The sequence below is a fragment of the Coleofasciculaceae cyanobacterium genome (assembly GCA_036703275.1).
GTDB lineage: Bacteria > Cyanobacteriota > Cyanobacteriia > Cyanobacteriales > Xenococcaceae > Waterburya.
In genome coordinates this window covers 1-17,380 of sequence record DATNPK010000070.1, presented here as the reverse complement: position 1 = coordinate 17,380, position 17,380 = coordinate 1, and the positions used below count along the sequence as shown (strand labels likewise).

At 40.6% G+C, this 17,380-nt stretch carries 13 protein-coding genes; 5 read left to right on the top strand and 8 right to left on the bottom strand.

Annotation, left to right across the window (positions count from 1 at the left end; all coding sequences use genetic code 11):
• Positions 1-36: 36 nt before the first annotated feature.
• The 7 genes from V6C71_12625 to V6C71_12595 form a co-directional block, all read right to left on the bottom strand.
• Positions 37-561 carry a COP23 domain-containing protein gene (locus V6C71_12625; protein ID HEY9769317.1) on the bottom strand — a complete coding sequence of 175 codons (525 nt, stop codon included), beginning with the start codon at positions 559-561 and terminating at the stop codon, positions 37-39.
• Positions 562-1,017: 456 nt separating this feature from the next.
• A complete protein-coding gene (gor, locus tag V6C71_12620; GenBank protein ID HEY9769316.1) occupies positions 1,018-2,373 on the bottom strand; it encodes a glutathione-disulfide reductase in 1,356 nt (451 codons plus the stop codon).
• Between the two features lie 188 nt (positions 2,374-2,561).
• The gene (gene dps / locus V6C71_12615) at positions 2,562-3,065 is read right to left on the bottom strand and encodes a DNA starvation/stationary phase protection protein Dps (GenBank protein HEY9769315.1); all 504 of its coding nucleotides are present in this window, start codon (positions 3,063-3,065) and stop codon (positions 2,562-2,564) included.
• Between the two features lie 100 nt (positions 3,066-3,165).
• Positions 3,166-3,939: a ZIP family metal transporter gene (locus tag V6C71_12610; GenBank protein HEY9769314.1), complete on the bottom strand. Its 774-nt coding sequence runs from the start codon at positions 3,937-3,939 to the stop codon at positions 3,166-3,168.
• Positions 3,940-4,003: 64 nt separating this feature from the next.
• Positions 4,004-4,531, bottom strand: a complete 528-nt coding sequence (locus V6C71_12605; GenBank protein HEY9769313.1) for a peroxiredoxin — start codon at positions 4,529-4,531, stop codon at positions 4,004-4,006.
• 414 nt (positions 4,532-4,945) lie between these two features.
• The gene (locus V6C71_12600; protein ID HEY9769312.1) at positions 4,946-8,449 is read right to left on the bottom strand and encodes an AAA-like domain-containing protein; all 3,504 of its coding nucleotides are present in this window, start codon (positions 8,447-8,449) and stop codon (positions 4,946-4,948) included.
• A gap of 196 nt (positions 8,450-8,645) precedes the next feature.
• Positions 8,646-8,993, bottom strand: coding sequence for a four-helix bundle copper-binding protein (locus V6C71_12595; GenBank protein HEY9769311.1), 348 nt, complete (start codon positions 8,991-8,993; stop codon positions 8,646-8,648).
• Between the two features lie 368 nt (positions 8,994-9,361).
• Here V6C71_12595 and V6C71_12590 point away from each other — a divergent pair, with 368 nt between their 5' ends.
• Positions 9,362-9,943 carry an Npun_F5749 family FMN-dependent PPOX-type flavoprotein gene (locus tag V6C71_12590; protein HEY9769310.1) on the top strand — a complete coding sequence of 194 codons (582 nt, stop codon included), beginning with the start codon at positions 9,362-9,364 and terminating at the stop codon, positions 9,941-9,943.
• A 128-nt stretch (positions 9,944-10,071) separates the two neighbouring features.
• Here the strand turns inward: V6C71_12590 and V6C71_12585 are convergent, their stop codons facing one another.
• On the bottom strand, positions 10,072-11,178 hold the full coding sequence (locus V6C71_12585; protein ID HEY9769309.1) for an ATP-grasp domain-containing protein: 1,107 nt from the start codon (positions 11,176-11,178) through the stop codon (positions 10,072-10,074).
• A gap of 128 nt (positions 11,179-11,306) precedes the next feature.
• Here V6C71_12585 and V6C71_12580 point away from each other — a divergent pair, with 128 nt between their 5' ends.
• The 4 genes from V6C71_12580 to leuC all read left to right on the top strand — a co-directional run bounded on the left by V6C71_12580 (position 11,307) and on the right by leuC (position 17,058).
• Entirely contained in the window at positions 11,307-11,747 is a 441-nt protein-coding gene (locus tag V6C71_12580; GenBank protein HEY9769308.1) for a YraN family protein, read from the top strand.
• Positions 11,748-12,551: 804 nt separating this feature from the next.
• Complete coding sequence (locus tag V6C71_12575; protein HEY9769307.1) at positions 12,552-13,037, top strand: hypothetical protein; 486 nt, start codon at positions 12,552-12,554, stop codon at positions 13,035-13,037.
• A gap of 555 nt (positions 13,038-13,592) precedes the next feature.
• Positions 13,593-15,443: an ATP-dependent zinc metalloprotease FtsH3 gene (ftsH3, locus tag V6C71_12570; GenBank protein HEY9769306.1), complete on the top strand. Its 1,851-nt coding sequence runs from the start codon at positions 13,593-13,595 to the stop codon at positions 15,441-15,443.
• Positions 15,444-15,654: 211 nt separating this feature from the next.
• Complete coding sequence (gene leuC, locus V6C71_12565) at positions 15,655-17,058, top strand: 3-isopropylmalate dehydratase large subunit (protein ID HEY9769305.1); 1,404 nt, start codon at positions 15,655-15,657, stop codon at positions 17,056-17,058.
• Positions 17,059-17,380 lie beyond the last annotated feature (322 nt).

Here is a 17,380-nt window from a genome sequence, read left to right as displayed (position 1 = left end):
AGAAAATTAATTACTAAAGGCTGCGGTCTAAAATAATTAATTATTTTCTGCTTGCATTAACTTTTCTTCTACATTAATATAAGGAACTTCAGTAGAGGATTCGTAATTAGAATCTAAGTTTTGTTGTCCGCTGCCCCAAGCAAACAAATTATTTAGTGCAGCAATCCCGTCTTGTTCTGGTCTGAGAGTGTAGACAACACCTTCACACGGACCATTATCACGACTGGCAACGCAAATTACCTGCTGGTTGTTTTGTATTCCTAAAGTAACGTATTTTAGTTTGCCATTAAGTCTATATTCTTCTAAGCGTTCGCTCACTGCTTGACAGCGAGATAGAGGAGTCCAGCTAGAGTCGGAAAAATGTTCGGAAATCCATTGAATCCAGGGTTCTTTGCTTCCTTGAGAATTATGATACATAGTAGTGGGAATAGTCGCACTATTATCGCATTTAAACCCTTTTGGTGTCTGAGCTTGAGCCGAATTAAAATTAAATGCCGTCCAGCTACTAGCGATCGCCAATACAGTTAGGCTTATTTGAGATTTTAAAGTTGGTATTTTCATGCAAAACTCAACTGAAAACAGTAAGGTTATGGTTAGGTATTACGTTTGTTAATTAATACTATGCAAACCAGGTAAATTTTTTAGTCAGATGCCAATATTTGAGTAAAACAAAAAAAGCGATCGCCATTTCACTGCGCTTTTCAACAGCGCGGGGGATGCTGAACCTGAGTCAGCATCCCCCGCGCTCAAATCAGTAGACCACAATAATAAAATTTAAAAAAGCTAATAGCGCAGCGCGTACGCGCTGCGCGTCGTCGTCGTAAGACGACTGGCAAAGCAAGGCTTTGCGCAGCTAATAGCTACAAACTAACTAGTTGAAAGCGAAGCAGCGGACGCGACGTAAGGAGCTAATCCTTTAGGGCGGTCTTGGGGGTTTCCACCAAACTAAGCGGTGCAAGCCCCATGAGCGACTGCTTCAAGAAAACGTAGTCTATTCAACTGAAAACGAATTTTTACCTATCTCATGGTGACAAATTCTTCGGCCGAACTAGGATGAATTCCGACAGTGGCATCAAAATTAGCTTTGGTTGCACCCATTTTTACGGCAATCGCCACTCCTTGAATAATTTCTGCGGCACTATCTCCCACCATGTGCGCGCCTACTACTTTGTCGGTATTAGTATCGACAATCAGCTTCATCAAGGTTTTTTCCTGTTTATCGGGTAGGGTGTAATACATGGAACGGAACTTACTACGGTAAACTTTGATCGCGTCGCCAAATTTTTCCCTAGCTTCGGCTTCGGTTAAACCTACCGTGGCAGCTTCGGGTGTGCTAAAGACAGCAGTAGGAATGTTTTCATAGCTCATGTGTCGAGATTGCCCACCAAAATGAGTATCAGCAAAAGCTCTACCCTCGTTAATAGCTACAGGAGTTAAATTAATGCGATCGGTACAGTCACCTACGGCATAAATATGATCTTCGGCAGTTTGGTTATATTCATCTACTGCTACCGCACCGTTGACTATTTCCACTTTAGTATTTTCTAGCCCCAGGTTGGCTAAATCTGGTTTTCTGCCTGTAGCTGCCAAGCTTGCAGCATCAGCTACAATGACCTCTTCTTGCCCGTCATGAGTCGGTATCGTAATTTCTAAACCATACTCTTTTTTGGCGATCGCCAGTTTGGGCTTATTAGCTAGAATACGAATACCGTGTCTTTCCATACCGTCTTGAATTTCATTACGCAAATCATCGTCAAAACCGCGCAAGATTTTATGGCCGCGAATCACCATGGTTACTTCTGTGCCTAAACCATTGAGAATACAGGCAAACTCAACGCCGATATATCCCCCGCCAATAATTACGATGCGCTTTGGTTGTTCTTTGACGTGAAATATTTCTCTGGAAGTAATTGCGTGTTCCACACCAGGAATATCGTCGGGCTTGACTGGTTTACCACCCACCGCAATCAAAATCTTTTCGGCGGTAACTTTTTGAGTGCCAATTTCAATTGTATGGGAGTCAATGAATTTACCATATCCTTTGTATAGCGTTACTTTAGAGTTATCTAACATTCGTTGATAAATACCATTAAGGCGATCGACTTCGTTATTTACCGCCGTAATCATCTTTAGCCAATCAAAGCTGGTTTCTCCCACTGTCCAACCATAACCTGCCGACTCCTCAAACCCATTAGGAAAATGAGAAGCATAGACCATTAGTTTTTTAGGGACACAGCCTCGGTTGACACAAGTACCACCAAGGCGATCGCTTTCTACTATCCCGACTTTTGCTCCATATTGTGCAGCACGTCTGGCGGTGGCAATTCCCCCTGAACCCGCACCAATGACAAATAAATCGAAATCATAACTCATGTTTGTATATCTCCTTAAGTAATAATATGCAGCTTAATTGATAAATTGTTTAAAGTTAAGACGAAAAATAGTTAAATATCGCGATTTTTAAACAGAAACCCGTATTGAGCAAATAAACGCTAATCAAACAACTGGCAATTGATAATTACCCGAGAGTTAACTATCAATTGCCGCTTATTCGCTGTCTACTATCCAACCAAATGTGCTTCTAAGAACCACAGACGCTTATCAATAGTGCGAGAAATTTCAGTGTAGAGATCTGCTGTATCAGCATCACCAAGCTCATCAGTTGCGTCAATTGACTCGCGCAGATGCTGGGCATAAATAGCATAGCGATCGGCTAAAGCAGCTACATGATCTGCACCCGCAACAGCATCTAAAGCATATTCAGGCAAGATTGACGATTCAGCAGCAAGACGGGCAGTTCCCATGGCGACGCCAGCCAAAGCAGTAACACGCTCAGCAACCATATCGGTATATTCTTCTAGTTCGGTTGCCATCTCATCAAACAGTTCATGTAGCTGATAAAAGTCCATCCCCTTAACGTTCCAATGAGCCTGTTTGGTCTGGGTTTTAAGATCTAGTGTTGCTGCCAGGGTTTGATTCAAAATCCCGACTACCTTAGCTCGAACATCTTCGGCAATATCGATCCGAGTTGCATAAAGCTTTTGCTTAAAAACAGTAGAAACCATAATTTAGCTCTCCTTTGTGTTTATTAAGTTTAGAAAATTCAGCCTTCAAGATTCAAGTAAATAATTACTGATAGTTAGTTACCGATAACCGAACGTTAATTTAGCCAAAGGCAATATCTAAAAACATCATGCCAACAAAGCCAGTCATAATACCTAAAGTGCCTTCTTGAGCAACGCTTTCTCGGTCAATTTCGGGAATAATTTCATCGACAATGATAAATAGCATTGAACCTGCGGCGATCGCCATTCCCCAAGGCAGAAAAGACTGACCAAAGTTGACGATACTCGCCCCAAAAAAACCACCGATTGGTTCGACTAAACCTGTCAGTAAAGATATTCCCAGTGCATAGTTGATGGAATACTTTAGTTCTCTTAATGCTAGTGCTACTACTAAACCTTCAGGTATATTTTGTAAGCCAATGCCCAGTGCTAATGGTAATCCATGGCTAATGCTGCCATCGCCAAAGCCTACACCCACTGCTAAACCTTCAGGAAAGTTGTGAATTGTAATCGCAATAATAAATAACCAGAGACGCTCAAAGTTTTCTGTGACTTTACCTTCTTTACCTTTTTGGAAATGTTCGTGAGGAAAATAATTGTGCATCAACCAGAGTAAGCTTGCCCCTACAACCATCCCTATACTAACTATTAGGGCAGATTCAGCCTGAGAATAACCCAACTCACCTGCTGCTTCTTTTCCTGGAATAATCAGAGAAAATGCGGTTGCAGCTAACATTACGCCACCACCTATGCCCAAAAGAATACCTTGCCATTTTTGGCTCAAATTATCGGTAAATAGAATCGGCAGTGCGCCCACTACGGTAGCCAAACCTGCAAATAGACTTGCGATAGTACCGAGATAGATTGTTCCCATAGTTTCAGGTTGAGAGGAACATTTTGTGGGATGTTCCTCGAGAATTCCTACATAATTAGGATGATTATTCCGTTCCTTTTAAATATGCCAGCATAGTATCGGCATCAGAAACTTCAAACGGATCGGTGGGGCAATTATCGCCAAAATCTGGTTCGATAAACATTTTTTCGATCTTCATGTCGTTAACCAACATTGAGTAACGCCAAGAACGCATCCCAAAGCCCAGGTTGCTTTTATCTACCAACATTCCCATTTTGCGGGTAAATTCAGCGCTGCCATCAGGAAGCAAGAATACGTTTTTAACTCCCTGCTGTTTGCCCCATTGGAACATAACAAAGGCATCGTTAACAGACACGCAAATAATTTGGTCAATTCCTAATGATTTAAACTCTTCGTAGTACTTTTCATATCCAGGTAAATGAGTGGAAGAACAAGTAGGAGTAAATGCACCAGGAAGGGAAAATATAATTACTTTTTTGCCTTTAAAAATTTCTTCCGTAGTAGTGTCTTGCCAACGGAAAGGATTTGGCCCTTCGACAGATTCATCACGTACTCTAGTTTTGAATACTACGTTTGGTACTGTATCTCTCATGTGAATATTAATTCCTTACTTAACTATCTCTTACTCATGGTGAATTCCATAAATAAATCATACTCATAACGACTATGAGTTGTCAAGTGTAATCAGGAAAAAAATATGTGGTTGGTAAGCAAATCAATCATCTGTGTTCATCTGTGTTTATCTGTGCGATATGCCCTAAAGGATATGCGGAGCGGTATCCTTTAGGGGACTTTTATACAGCCAGATCTAATACCGAATCCCGTGGAGATACACCTGGTTAAAATTGAGTCAAGGCAACAGGTTTTTAGCCAAGTCAGAGATTACTGACCGAAAGTGGGTTTTCCGAATCGGATTTAGGATCATAAAAGCGATCGCCCAATTTATATATACATCACTGTAACTGTAATGAATTAAAATTTAGCTAGCCAATCTGTATCCATAAGATTAACGGCAAACAATATCGTTAGTTTCAGTTTCTTGTCGTAACTCAGCATGATTCTTTAAATAGTCTTTGACCCAGGTACAGCCGTATTTTAGGGGATTCAAGGCTAAAATTTGCTTTAAATCCCAAAGTTTGACGAGCTTATCTTCGGATACGCTAACCAACTGTTCACTATTTGGGCTAAACGCCACATCCCAGACAGGACCATGATGACCCTGAAGCGTAGTCAATAATTGACCCTGCCGATTCCAAATTTTAATCGTATTGTCTGCGCTGGCAGAAGCTATTTTGGTGCCATCAGGACTAAATTCAAGGTCGAGAATAATTCCCTCATGACCTGCAATAGTTTTAATCAGTTCTCCCTTAAAATTCCATAGTTTGATCTTTTGCTTTTTGCCGCTAGTAGCAATTGTGCGATTATCGGGCGCGATCGCTACTGTTTTTAATCTTGTATTATTGATGTATATAGTTTGGATTAATTTACCATTAGACTGCCATAGTTTGAGATAGCGATCGTGACTGACAGAGACGAGCAAACTGCCATCTGAACTAGCGTCAAGATCGCTAATTGTCGCTTGGTGAGCAAAAATAGTTTTTCGAGGAATGGTTTGGCTTCCATCAGCGGGTTTTGGCAACTGCCAGAAGCGGATAGTTTTATCGAATCCAGCCGAAACAAACGATTCAGCACCAAAGAGAAAGTCTACACTAACAACTGAACCTTTATGACCCTTGAAAGTATCAACCAAGCTACCGTCAGGATGCCAGAGTTTGATGGTGCGATCGAGACTACTAGAAGCAACCAACTTTCCATCATTGCTAAAGGCTACATCGTAAGTTTCAGCATCATGGCCGGTAAAATTAGTTTTTAGAGTCCCATCAAGCTGCCATAATTTTACGGTGCGATCGTCAGATGAGGTAGCAATTAGTTGACCTTGAGGTTGGAACGCAACGCTGAGAACACTTGCTTTGTGTCCATAAAAAGTTTTGACCAAAGGGTTTTTAACCTGCCATAATTTCGCCACGTTATCCCAGCCAGCGGTAACCAAATGAGTGCCGTCAGGTGACCAAGATAATCCCCAAACTCGCTCTTGATGCCCTGCTAAATTAGAGTATAAAGTGCCGTTAGGATACCAAAGCTTGACCGTTTTATCCCAGCTAGTAGTGCCAATAATGCTGCCATCAGGAGAAAATTCTACCCCTGTAACAGGTGCATCATAGCCACGCAAAACTCGGAGTAATTTACCGTCTCGCTGCCAAATTTTAGCTAAGTTATCGTCACCCCCAGAAACCAATTGCTGACCATCGGGACTAAAATCAACACTACGAATCGGCAGACTACTCGCTAAAAAAATACCTAATATCTGCCCAGAACGATTCCAAAGTTTCAGAGTACCAGAGCGATCTCCTGTAGCAATTGTCTGACCATTAGGGGAAAAAGCAACGGCTAATACTTCCTTTTTCTGTAATGCCAGAACATTAACTAATTCACCTTGAAGATTCCAGAGCCTGACAGTTTTATCTTCCCCTGCTGAGGCAATAATGTCTCCCTGAGGACTAAACGCAATTTGACGTACGCTGCCTCGATGTCCATTCAAAGTATCCTTTAACTCACCTTCAATACTCCATAGATTGACTACACTGTCTTCTCCTGCTGAAGCGATGACGTTGCCTAAAGGACTGAAAGCCACATCAATTACCGAATCTTGGTGTCCTTTAAGAGTATGAAGTAGTTTACCGTCTCGTCGCCAAATTTTGACGGTGGTGTCGGCACTTGCCGAGGCAATCAGTTGACCATCAGGACTATAGCTAACGCTATTGACTACATCTTGATGTCCAGTCAGAGTATTTTTTTCAACAACATTATAAACTGCCTGCTGTAGTGCCAAATTTACGTCTAATCTGGTAGCTCGATTTACTTCATCTGTAATATTAGACATTTCTTCTTTGGCTTCGATGGCATGGATTAAAGAAGCAAAATGTTGTTCTGAATCAAACAAACTTTCGGCAGAGACAACGTGGGCTCTAAGACTATTCTTTTCGGCTGTAATTTGATTGTTTTTTGCCCGCTGATAGTTGCGGTAAGCAGCAATGCTGGAAAGAGAGGTAACCGCAAAAGCCATGCCAACTGTACTCAGTAAAAATCTTTGAATTTTGGCTAGCTTTTGCTCCTGAACTAAACGAATTTCCAACTCCTGAAGCCTTTTGAATTCTAGCCCTTGACGAATTGTTGATTGTTCTTGCTCCTGAGAAGCATTTAAAAACTGATATTCTTCTTGGCTAATATTATGACCATTTGCCCATGCCTGAGCATCTTGTAAAGCTCGACCACGAAGCAAACGAGAATTATCTTGACCCTTAGAAGCGAACCATAATTTCACCTCTCGACTGTAGGGACATAACTTATCTGATTGTTGATAGATCCAATCTAAATTAAAAATCTGTTGGTAGATGGGATTGCGAATAACTAGCCGATCGCGGTGTTTAATTACTAGATTAGTTAACAATAGCTGCCTTTGCTCTAAACTTTCATCCGCAGGAATTGAACCATTGCTGAGAATTTGTTCGGTCAGACCTAATAGACGGCTAACTGTCGATTCATTTCTTAATAGGCGATCGCGTATTGTCTTGAGATGTTCTGGTTCGTCTTGAGATTCCCAATTATCAATGATTTTTGCTTGAGCTAGTTTTTCAACCCACTCCGCTTCTTGACCAGGTAAAAGGCAGTTATTAGCTTGTTGAGACTCTGCTTCAGCCAGCTGACAGAGCTTTTGCGTCAGAAACGGTTGCCCACCTGTCCAGTTTAAAATTTCTGCTAAAACTAAGTCGGGACTTTCAAATCGACTATCTAACCCACCAACCAAAGGCTTGGCTTCATCTAGTTTAAATCCTGTTAATTCGATCGCTTTACCCACATTAAACGGAGTACGACTTGAATCTCTAATTAACTCGCCAGGAGTAGCTACTCCAAATAAAGCAAAACAAAGACGATTAAATTCGGGCTTTTCGGCTCTAGAATTGTAAAAATAGCGAATTAAGGCAAAAAAATCATCGGTAGCGAAATCTAAACTAAGAACACTATCAATCTCATCGATAAAGATAAATATTTTATCTGCTGCGATCGCTGACAAAACCACGTCGCTAATAAACAAATTAAGCTGTTGCAGGGGAGATAGTTCTGAATGTTGCTGCCACCATTTTTTTAGCGAGACTTGCCCCATCAAATTCAAACCACGCCAAATTTCTGAAGCAATACTTTTATACCATTGCCAGGGAGAAATCGCTTGACTGCCAATGTTGGTCATATCTAGAGATACACAGGCATATCCTTGATGTTCTAAACGATTTTTGACCTGGACTCGGAGACTAGATTTACCCATCTGACGACAGTTAAATATATAGCAAAACTCTCCTTGACATAATGCTTGATAAAGCTGAGTATCTGCCTTTCTGGTTACGTAAGTAGCAGCATCTACCCGAAGACTGCCTCCAACTTGATATTCAGACATTTAAATCATGACCATTTTGCCATAATCAATTTTAGTTGTTTTTTAACTAAACATTGAACATTGAACAAGTTGTTGATAAATGATGAATGTTAAATGCGATTAGGATATGAATGAAGAGTCGCAAATAATTAGTCTCCGAGTCTTTTAATCGACTTGAGTAATCTCACCAGCGGATGCACAACGCTCTAAAATTTATCTATGCTGCTGCCATTTGACGGCAAGACTCAGCACAACGACGGCAGGATTCGGCACAGCGTTTACAGTGGTCGCTGTCGTGACTGCTACACTCTTCAGCACAGCGATCGCAAACTTCAGCGCAAACACCGCACATTTGAGCATAAATACCCGATTGGCGCATCATCAAACGAGCGCATAGATCGCAAGTATCGGAACAGTCACGGCATAATTGAATACATTGGGACATCATTTGCACCATGTCGCTGTTTAGACAAGCCGTGGCGCAGTTTTCACAGTCTTTCAGGCACTCCAAACAAGCCTGAATACAAGTTTCCAAGTTAGATGATTGAGTTTGAGTAGCTGTCATAATTTTGATTCTCCTAATTATTTAGTTCAAAGTGATCTAGTTTGTAGTTGCCTACAATATTTAAGCTATAAGCCCTGAATATTCATCACATCTTGCTAATGAATGAACCGTAATTTATAACTAAAGCAGCAAAGCAATTTCATCCTGATTTCATTTTCATACTGTAAAGATTCAATCGATCATTTTGGCTCAGATCTATATGTTGTCTAAATTAAAGGCTCGCGATCGCAAGAAAAAATGACTGAGTTTAGCTTAAAAGTAAACCTCAAACTAGTTAATCTTTTTAATCGACAAAAAATAAATACACTGCCTAAAAAGTTTAAAATCAATCTTGTTGATTAACGCTCATCAATTATTAACAATTATTTATGCTTGCTCCCTGGCGATCGCCTTTATCCAGTGCCATACACCGCAACCGTTCTAAACCTCATTCGCGTTATTTTCAATTGGCTACCGTTACCCCTGAAGGCTATCCTGCTAACCGTACCGTAGTTTTTCGCGGATTCTTGGATGATGAGCAAAATCGCCTGAAAACAATTACCGATTCTCGCAGCGCGAAAATTCAAGACATCAAGTATCAGTCATTAGCCGAAGTCTGTTGGTACTTTACCAAAACTCGCGAACAGTTTAGGATTACAGGAAGTCTTCAGTTAGTCACCGTTATAGATGCAGATGACAGCCTACAGCAAGCACGTAAAACTACTTGGCAGAATCTTTCCGATTCAGCGCGATCGCAATTTGCTTGGCCCAACCCCGCCCAACCCGCAGCAGATAAGTCTGCCTTTGAGGTAGATCCTCCCGATGCCGATACTCCTTTGAACAATTTTTGCCTACTATTATTAACGCCTAAAAAAATCGATCATCTACAATTAAGCAGCAAGCCTCAGCAACGCTGCTGGTATATTTTGCAGAGCGATCAAACTTGGACAACTGAGCCAGTAAATCCCTAGTAAATTCCTAATTTAATAATTATCATAAGTCCGTTTGATACAAGTCACATTACAATTACAGGTCAAGAAATAAAGTTAGTCCCCCAGATTTAGGGGGCAATATGTCAGCAACTTACAGGAATCAATAATCAATTGAGCTTTTGTTTGAGTAATTGCCGAAGTTCTTCTTGTTGCTCAATTGAACCAGCCAAAAGAACTCCCAGCTTACCTACCAATACACTACCCCAATTAACTATAATCACTCCTGTTCCTGTAGAGGGAGTATATTCCAAATCTCCTAGCTTTATCTCAGCTAAAGAATGATACTTAGTACTAAAGTTATCGCTACACCAACGATTGATGTCCAGCTTTTGAGCTATGCCCGTAGGATATGAAGCTCCATTAAATCTAGGATTACATTCGATCGCAAAATAATCCATGCCAGTTTTTGTTTCTACGGTAGCTACATCAAAGGCAAAAATTCCTTTCATTCCTTTGTTGGTCATCCACTGTGCCAGAGGCTGAACTAATTCCCAAGGTTGATCGGCGGTTGGATAACGATTACCTTGATGGGCAAAGCCATCTAAGATTTGCTCGGTAGCAGCCAATGGTTCAGCTTTTTCTGCTTCTGCCTGATATTGTAGGTTGAGAAATTTGATAGCCGTTACTTCTTGCTGCAACTGTAGGGGAATATGTTCATCTAATTTAGCCAGTGCTTTGTTCAACTCCTCTGAATTAGCACAACGATATATCCCTACACCATCTACCGATACGGCAGGCTTAAGATAACAAGGATAAGGAATATCGGGATGATTTTTAAGTTGTGTTTGATTTTCTGCACAAAGAGTTCGAGGTACATTAACGCCTAACTCTTCTGCCAAACGGATAAAATTATTTTTGGAATTGATAAATTCAACTACATCTTGCCAATCTTGATTGCGCTCGCGAAACCAGTTGTCACCTTGACTGGAGTCATGAAGCGCGCCACAAAAAATAAACACTGATGGCTCATAGTCTGGATGTTGTCTCAATTGCTCAAAAGAAACATCCCAAATCGGATTTTGACTATGACTTAGACCTATATTATGATAATGAGCCGTAATTGCTGTCCATTGAGATTGAAGATCCCGATGCAATTGAATCGAGTCATCAGGTTCAGTCATACCTAATACCCTGCCAGAATACAAATAGTTACCGACTACCGCATCATGGGTACAGTGCATGATATCGTGATTGAAAATTCTCTTCCCACTCATGTTTGGTTTGCACTCAAAACTGTTGAACTACTCTTTCAACTTCTCTTAAATGGGTGTTCTTCACTGTAGCCAAACAGACAATGTTTCAAGTCACCATTCGGCGATTTTTTAGCTAAAGATTGTATTTAATGAAAGAGATCGGTACTTTAGGCGAACAGCTAATTGGGCGATGGTTACAGCTACAAAACTACGAATTATTACAGCAAAACTGGCGATGCCGTTGGGGAGAAATCGATTTGATAGCTCAAGATCGAGTAAAAGGCGCGATCGCTTTTGTCGAAGTAAAAACTCGCAGTCAAAATAATTGGGATGAAGATGGTTTACTCGCTATCGATTCGGTTAAACAGCATAAAATCCTGCAAACAGCAGCTTTGTATCTGGCTGAATATCCTCGTCTTGCAGATTTGCCCTGTCGCTTTGATGTTGCTTTAGTTAGTTACCAAATTTATTATGGTGTGCCTAACAGTATAAAACTTGAGAACCTCAATCAGCTTAAAATTGGTCAGCCAGTCTTGATCCAAAATTATCGATTTACGCTTAAAAATTACTTGCGGTCAGCTTTTGACTAGTTCAATTTTTGGCAAAATATGCGATCGCCAAGGCTTGATGCGGTTAATCCAATAAATTATCTAGTTTTGTATTCTTCTGCGTAATTGTTCTAACGTGAAAATACGCGATCGCCAAGTCTTGCTCAAGTGGAGTTACCATATTTAAGTTAATTTTGTTAAAAGATAAAATAATCAAATTTTGTGTCTCATCATAAATATTTATTTCTATGTTCCCACCTTTATTTTATTATCTTGGCTGTTTTTTGGATTTGCGCTCAACAATGTTATTCTAAAACTTAATTTTAGTATCCCATATTACCTTGAATGTATTTAAATCAAGTCATAGTCTTGGATCGTTTAGCCTTAACTCTCTAAACTTAAGCTACTTTAATCGAAATAAAATTAGGCTATTTTGTCTTAATCTGGATTAACTAAATTTAGTTTGTATATATAAACTAAGGCTTTAATTTTTTTTAATTAAGTGTGCCAACATTTTTATTAAATTTAATTAAAAATCAGTACAAATACGGATGAGTAAAATTGCGCAGATGAATACAATGGACAAGTCAATGCTTCTTTTGTTTCAAAGAGTTTATACTTAGAAAGTTCTTAAGTTGCGATTGTATAGTAATCAGGAAAATTGCTTGAGACGACCTTAACAGACCATTAAATTATTTTAAATTCTTTGGTAGCTACAAATCTCTTATCAAACAATCAAGATCGTAGTAGCCTCAAAGAAAAATTTTCCTGAAAATAATATTAACCGCTTTATATAAGAATACTTCTAGCCAATGTTCTTCTAATAGTGACAGAGCTTAATTAACTATGAAAAAGATTACCTATCAAGCTGCCCTTAAAGATCTGACTCTTCTTGTACCTACAAAGAATTATCACAATCCAGAATTAGCTAAAAGCCTCTTAGAATCTGGTGTAACCGATCCAATTATCTTTGCTACAGATGGTACAAAAAGTAGATTTGGCATGAAAAAACTTAATGTCAAGGATGGTATAAAAAGATTGAATTTAGCAGCTACTAATCAAGAGATAGGAGAGCTAGTTGCTCAAGTAGTTTTAGTAGAAGATTCAGCTCTTGAATTAATTCCTATGGTGGAAGCTTCGTCTTCCGTTAAACAGAGCGATTTGCATCTCGATCAAAACACCTACAGCTGGAAAAACGAGAAAAGAAATATTTTAGAGCATTGCACTGCCAAAGAGCTAGGTAATAAGTATGGCATCAGGCTACAGTACCTCAATACTGTTATTCAAGGTAAAGTTAAATGTAGCAGGGGATGGAGTTTAGTTCAATCTTAAACTGCTTTTTAATACTGTTGATCGACTGTAGTGAGTGTTTACTAGCTTATAGTTGTTTGTCGATTGGCAATGTAGTAGATAAAAGCGATGTGTAATATTCTTGCCATGCGTGGTTTTATGTGATTGGTCAACAGCAACATAAGCCACGCTTATTTTTTAAATATTAATAATTTGAATTTTTAATATTATTAATATTAGCTATGAAACAATTTTGCTAGTTTTTGAAAATTCTTTGGTAAATTTTTCCTGAGAAACGTTAACATAAGTTAACAACGTTAAAATGAAAAAGCGATAAATACTGGTATTCCTTTGTCTTTACATATCTTAAACTGTACTTAATCGGACTATTTTATGTGAACCGTACCCTGCCGTTTTGAGTAGGGCTGGCATTCACAAGGGGCAATGATGCTGAACTTAATTCAAAATTTTATCTGCCCTGCTTCGTTAGTGTAACCAGTCAGATTTAACTCCGCCAATCCATGGAGTTCGACAAGGTAACACTCGTTAAAATAAAAACAGAGATTCTTATATCTTCAGCTAAGGGAGGCTGTCAGAGTGAGCAAAGATAATAACAAAAAGTGGCGTAATGCAGGACTATATGTTCTGTTAGCCATAGTGGTAGTTGCGTTGGGTACTGCCTTTTTAGATAAACAACCCCAAGCTAGTCAAACCTGGCCTTATAGTCGGTTAATTGATGAAGTTCAAAACAGCAAAGTAGAAACCGTCAAAATTAGTGCAGACCGTACTAAAGCGCAGGTTATAGATCGAGAAGGCACACCCATTTTGGTTAACCTCCCCAACGATCCTCAGTTAATTGACATTTTGAGCGACAACGGCGTTGACATATCTGTGTTGCCGCAAAGTGATGAAGGATGGTTATTTAGAGCTTTGAGCAGCCTATTATTCCCAATCCTATTACTAGTTGGATTATTCTTCTTGCTTAGAAGAGCGCAAAGTGGACCTGGCTCTCAGGCAATGAACTTTGGTAAATCCAAAGCTAGAGTCCAAATGGAGCCAAAAACACAGGTAACTTTTGGTGATGTTGCTGGTATCGAACAGGCAAAGCTAGAACTTACCGAAGTAGTAGACTTTCTGAAAAACGCCGATCGCTTTACAGCAATTGGAGCCAAAATTCCTAAAGGGGTGCTGTTAGTTGGCCCTCCAGGGACAGGTAAAACTTTACTCGCTAAAGCAGTTGCTGGTGAAGCTGGCGTACCTTTCTTTAGTATTTCTGGTTCGGAATTTGTTGAAATGTTTGTCGGTGTCGGTGCTTCTCGCGTCCGTGACCTATTCGAGCAAGCAAAAGCTAACGCGCCCTGTATCGTGTTTATCGATGAGATCGATGCGGTGGGTCGTCAACGTGGTGCAGGTCTTGGCGGTGGTAACGATGAGCGCGAACAAACTCTCAACCAACTGCTAACTGAAATGGATGGTTTTGAAGGCAATACAGGCATTATCCTTATTGCTGCTACCAACCGTCCCGACGTATTGGACTCTGCCTTAATGCGTCCTGGTCGTTTCGACCGTCAGGTAGTAGTAGATCGTCCTGACTATTCAGGTCGTCAAGAAATTCTTAACGTTCACGCTCGTGGCAAAACCCTAGCCAAAGACGTAGACCTCAACAAAGTTGCTCGTCGTACTCCTGGCTTTACAGGTGCAGACTTGGCTAACTTGCTCAACGAAGCGGCAATCTTGGCTGCTCGTCGTAGTTTGACCGAAATCTCGATGGATGAGGTTAATGACGCAATCGATCGCGTTATGGCAGGACCTGAGAAGAAAAACCGCGTCATGAGCGAAAAACGCAAAGAGCTAGTTGCTTATCATGAGGCTGGTCATGCTTTAATTGGTGCTTTAATGCCCGACTACGACCCCGTACAAAAAATTAGCATTATCCCCCGTGGACGTGCTGGCGGTTTGACCTGGTTTACTCCTAGTGAAGAACGGATGGAGTCTGGTTTGTATTCTCGCTCTTATCTGCAAAACCAGATGGCGGTCGCTTTGGGTGGTCGTCTAGCAGAAGAAATTATCTACGGTGAAGAAGAAGTAACTACTGGTGCTTCTAATGACCTTCAGCAGGTAACTAGAGTAGCGCGTCAAATGGTAACTCGCTTTGGCATGAGCGATCGCTTAGGTCCTGTAGCTTTGGGTCGCCAGAACGGTAACGTTTTTATGGGTCGCGATATTGCTTCTGACCGCGATTTCTCGAATGAAACCGCAGCAGCGATCGACGAAGAAGTTCGTAACTATGTCGATCAGGCTTATAGTCGTGCGAAAAAAGTTTTGACTGAAAATCGCCATATCCTAGACCGTTTGGCAGAAATGCTAATCGAGAAGGAAACGGTAGAAGCAGACGAGTTACAAGATGTTTTAGCAAACAATGATGTGAAAATGGCATCTTTAGCTTAAATTAATTTAGTTCAAACTAAATATTTGTCAGCTCAACATTGGCAGTACTCAGTACCTGAGTACTGCCTTTTAACTATGGCTATTTCTAGTTTTGACCAGAAAAATTGTAATAAAAAGTGATATTCAGCTCTAAAATATTTGTGCTTCAGCTAAAAATTGTAAAATAGACGACAGATACTTTTAATATTGAGCATCAGCAGCCTTTAGTTATATGAGTCAGGGAACATTGTTTGATAAGGTTTGGGATTTGCATACCGTTGGTAGATTACCTTCTGGCCAAACTCAGCTATTTATTGGTTTGCATTTAATTCATGAAGTGACCAGCCCCCAAGCTTTTGCGATGCTGCGGGAGAGAAAGCTTAAGGTCTTATTTCCTAAAAGAACAGTCGCTACGGTAGATCATATTGTGCCAACCCAAAACCAGGATCGCCCTTTTGTTGACGTGCTAGCAGAAGAAATGATTCAGGCTCTGGAACAAAACACTAAAGATTACGGAATCCAATTTTACAATGTTGGTTCGGGAAACCAAGGTATCGTCCACGTTATTGCCCCCGAACAGGGTTTAACTCAACCAGGAATGACCGTAGCCTGTGGTGACTCTCATACTTCAACTCATGGCGCGTTTGGCGCGATCGCTTTTGGGATTGGAACTTCTCAGGTAAGAGATGTCCTGGCTTCTCAGACTCTGGCTCTAGCTAAGTTAAAAGTACGCAAAATTGAAATTAACGGCAAACTACCTCATGGTGTTTTTGCCAAAGATGTAATTCTCCATATTATTCGCAAGCTAGGTGTCAAAGGTGGTGTTGGCTTTGCCTATGAATTTGCAGGCTCTACCTTTGAAGCCATGAGTATGGAAGAACGAATGACCGTTTGCAATATGTCGATTGAAGGTGGTGCGCGCTGCGGCTATATAAACCCCGATGAAACTACCTTTTCTTATCTTAAAGGTCGAGATTTTGCTCCCCAAGGAGAAGCTTGGGAGAAGGCAGTACGGTGGTGGCGCAGTATTCGCAGTGATGACGCTGCTGTATATGACGATGTCGTGTCTTTTAACGCTGCTGAGATTGAACCTACTGTAACCTGGGGTATTACTCCAGGACAGGGATTAGGCATTAGCGAAACTATTCCCGTTGCTAATGAGTTACCTCCAAGCGATCAGGCGATCGCCCAAGAAGCCTATAGTTATATGAAACTAACTCCAGGTAAACCTCTCAAAGGAACTAAGGTGGACATTTGCTTTATCGGTAGCTGTACCAACGGCAGGATTAGCGATCTCAGGGAAGCAGCTAAAGTAGCTCAAGGGCATCATGTTGCATCAGAGGTTAAGGCGTTTGTGGTTCCTGGTTCGGAACGAGTTAAACAAGAAGCTGAAGCCGAAGGTTTGGACAAAATTTTTAAACAAGCTGGATTTGAATGGCGTGAACCAGGCTGCTCTATGTGTTTGGCAATGAATCCAGACAAGTTACAAGGCGATCAGATTAGTGCCTCTTCTTCTAATCGTAATTTTAAAGGCCGTCAAGGCTCATCTACAGGTAGAACCTTACTGATGAGTCCTGCAATGGTGGTAGCAGCAGCAGTAAAAGGTAAAGTTACTGATGTAAGAGAGTTAGTTTAGCTAATGTCTTTACTGTGTTTGTTGAAGCAATGGTCATTATTAAGCGTTCGTATAACTTTCGATGGAGATCGTCAAGAATTGTGTTACAAAACTTGACGAGTCTTTTAAAGTTAGCTAGTCTATATATATAGACAAAAGAGACACATTATTATCCCGTCTCAAGTCTAGTTCCTAAAAGAACGAACCTAGACAAATAAATAAAACGCAATCATAAAACAGATGACAACTACTTTACAGCAACGCGAAACCCGCGGAGCATGGGAGAACTTCTGTCAGTGGATTACTAGCACCAACAACCGAATCTATATCGGTTGGTTTGGCG

Coding starts and splice junctions, on each gene's coding strand:
- V6C71_12585 (HEY9769309.1), bottom strand. CDS start 11,178: ATGAGTGGGAAGAGAATTTTCAATCACGATATCATGCACTGTACCCAT.
- V6C71_12590 (HEY9769310.1), top strand. CDS start 9,362: ATGCTTGCTCCCTGGCGATCGCCTTTATCCAGTGCCATACACCGCAAC.
- gor (HEY9769316.1), bottom strand. CDS start 2,373: ATGAGTTATGATTTCGATTTATTTGTCATTGGTGCGGGTTCAGGGGGA.
- V6C71_12580 (HEY9769308.1), top strand. CDS start 11,307: ATGAAAGAGATCGGTACTTTAGGCGAACAGCTAATTGGGCGATGGTTA.
- V6C71_12575 (HEY9769307.1), top strand. CDS start 12,552: ATGAAAAAGATTACCTATCAAGCTGCCCTTAAAGATCTGACTCTTCTT.
- dps (HEY9769315.1), bottom strand. CDS start 3,065: ATGGTTTCTACTGTTTTTAAGCAAAAGCTTTATGCAACTCGGATCGAT.
- V6C71_12625 (HEY9769317.1), bottom strand. CDS start 561: ATGAAAATACCAACTTTAAAATCTCAAATAAGCCTAACTGTATTGGCG.
- V6C71_12605 (HEY9769313.1), bottom strand. CDS start 4,531: ATGAGAGATACAGTACCAAACGTAGTATTCAAAACTAGAGTACGTGAT.
- leuC (HEY9769305.1), top strand. CDS start 15,655: ATGAGTCAGGGAACATTGTTTGATAAGGTTTGGGATTTGCATACCGTT.
- V6C71_12600 (HEY9769312.1), bottom strand. CDS start 8,449: ATGTCTGAATATCAAGTTGGAGGCAGTCTTCGGGTAGATGCTGCTACT.
- V6C71_12610 (HEY9769314.1), bottom strand. CDS start 3,939: ATGGGAACAATCTATCTCGGTACTATCGCAAGTCTATTTGCAGGTTTG.
- V6C71_12595 (HEY9769311.1), bottom strand. CDS start 8,993: ATGACAGCTACTCAAACTCAATCATCTAACTTGGAAACTTGTATTCAG.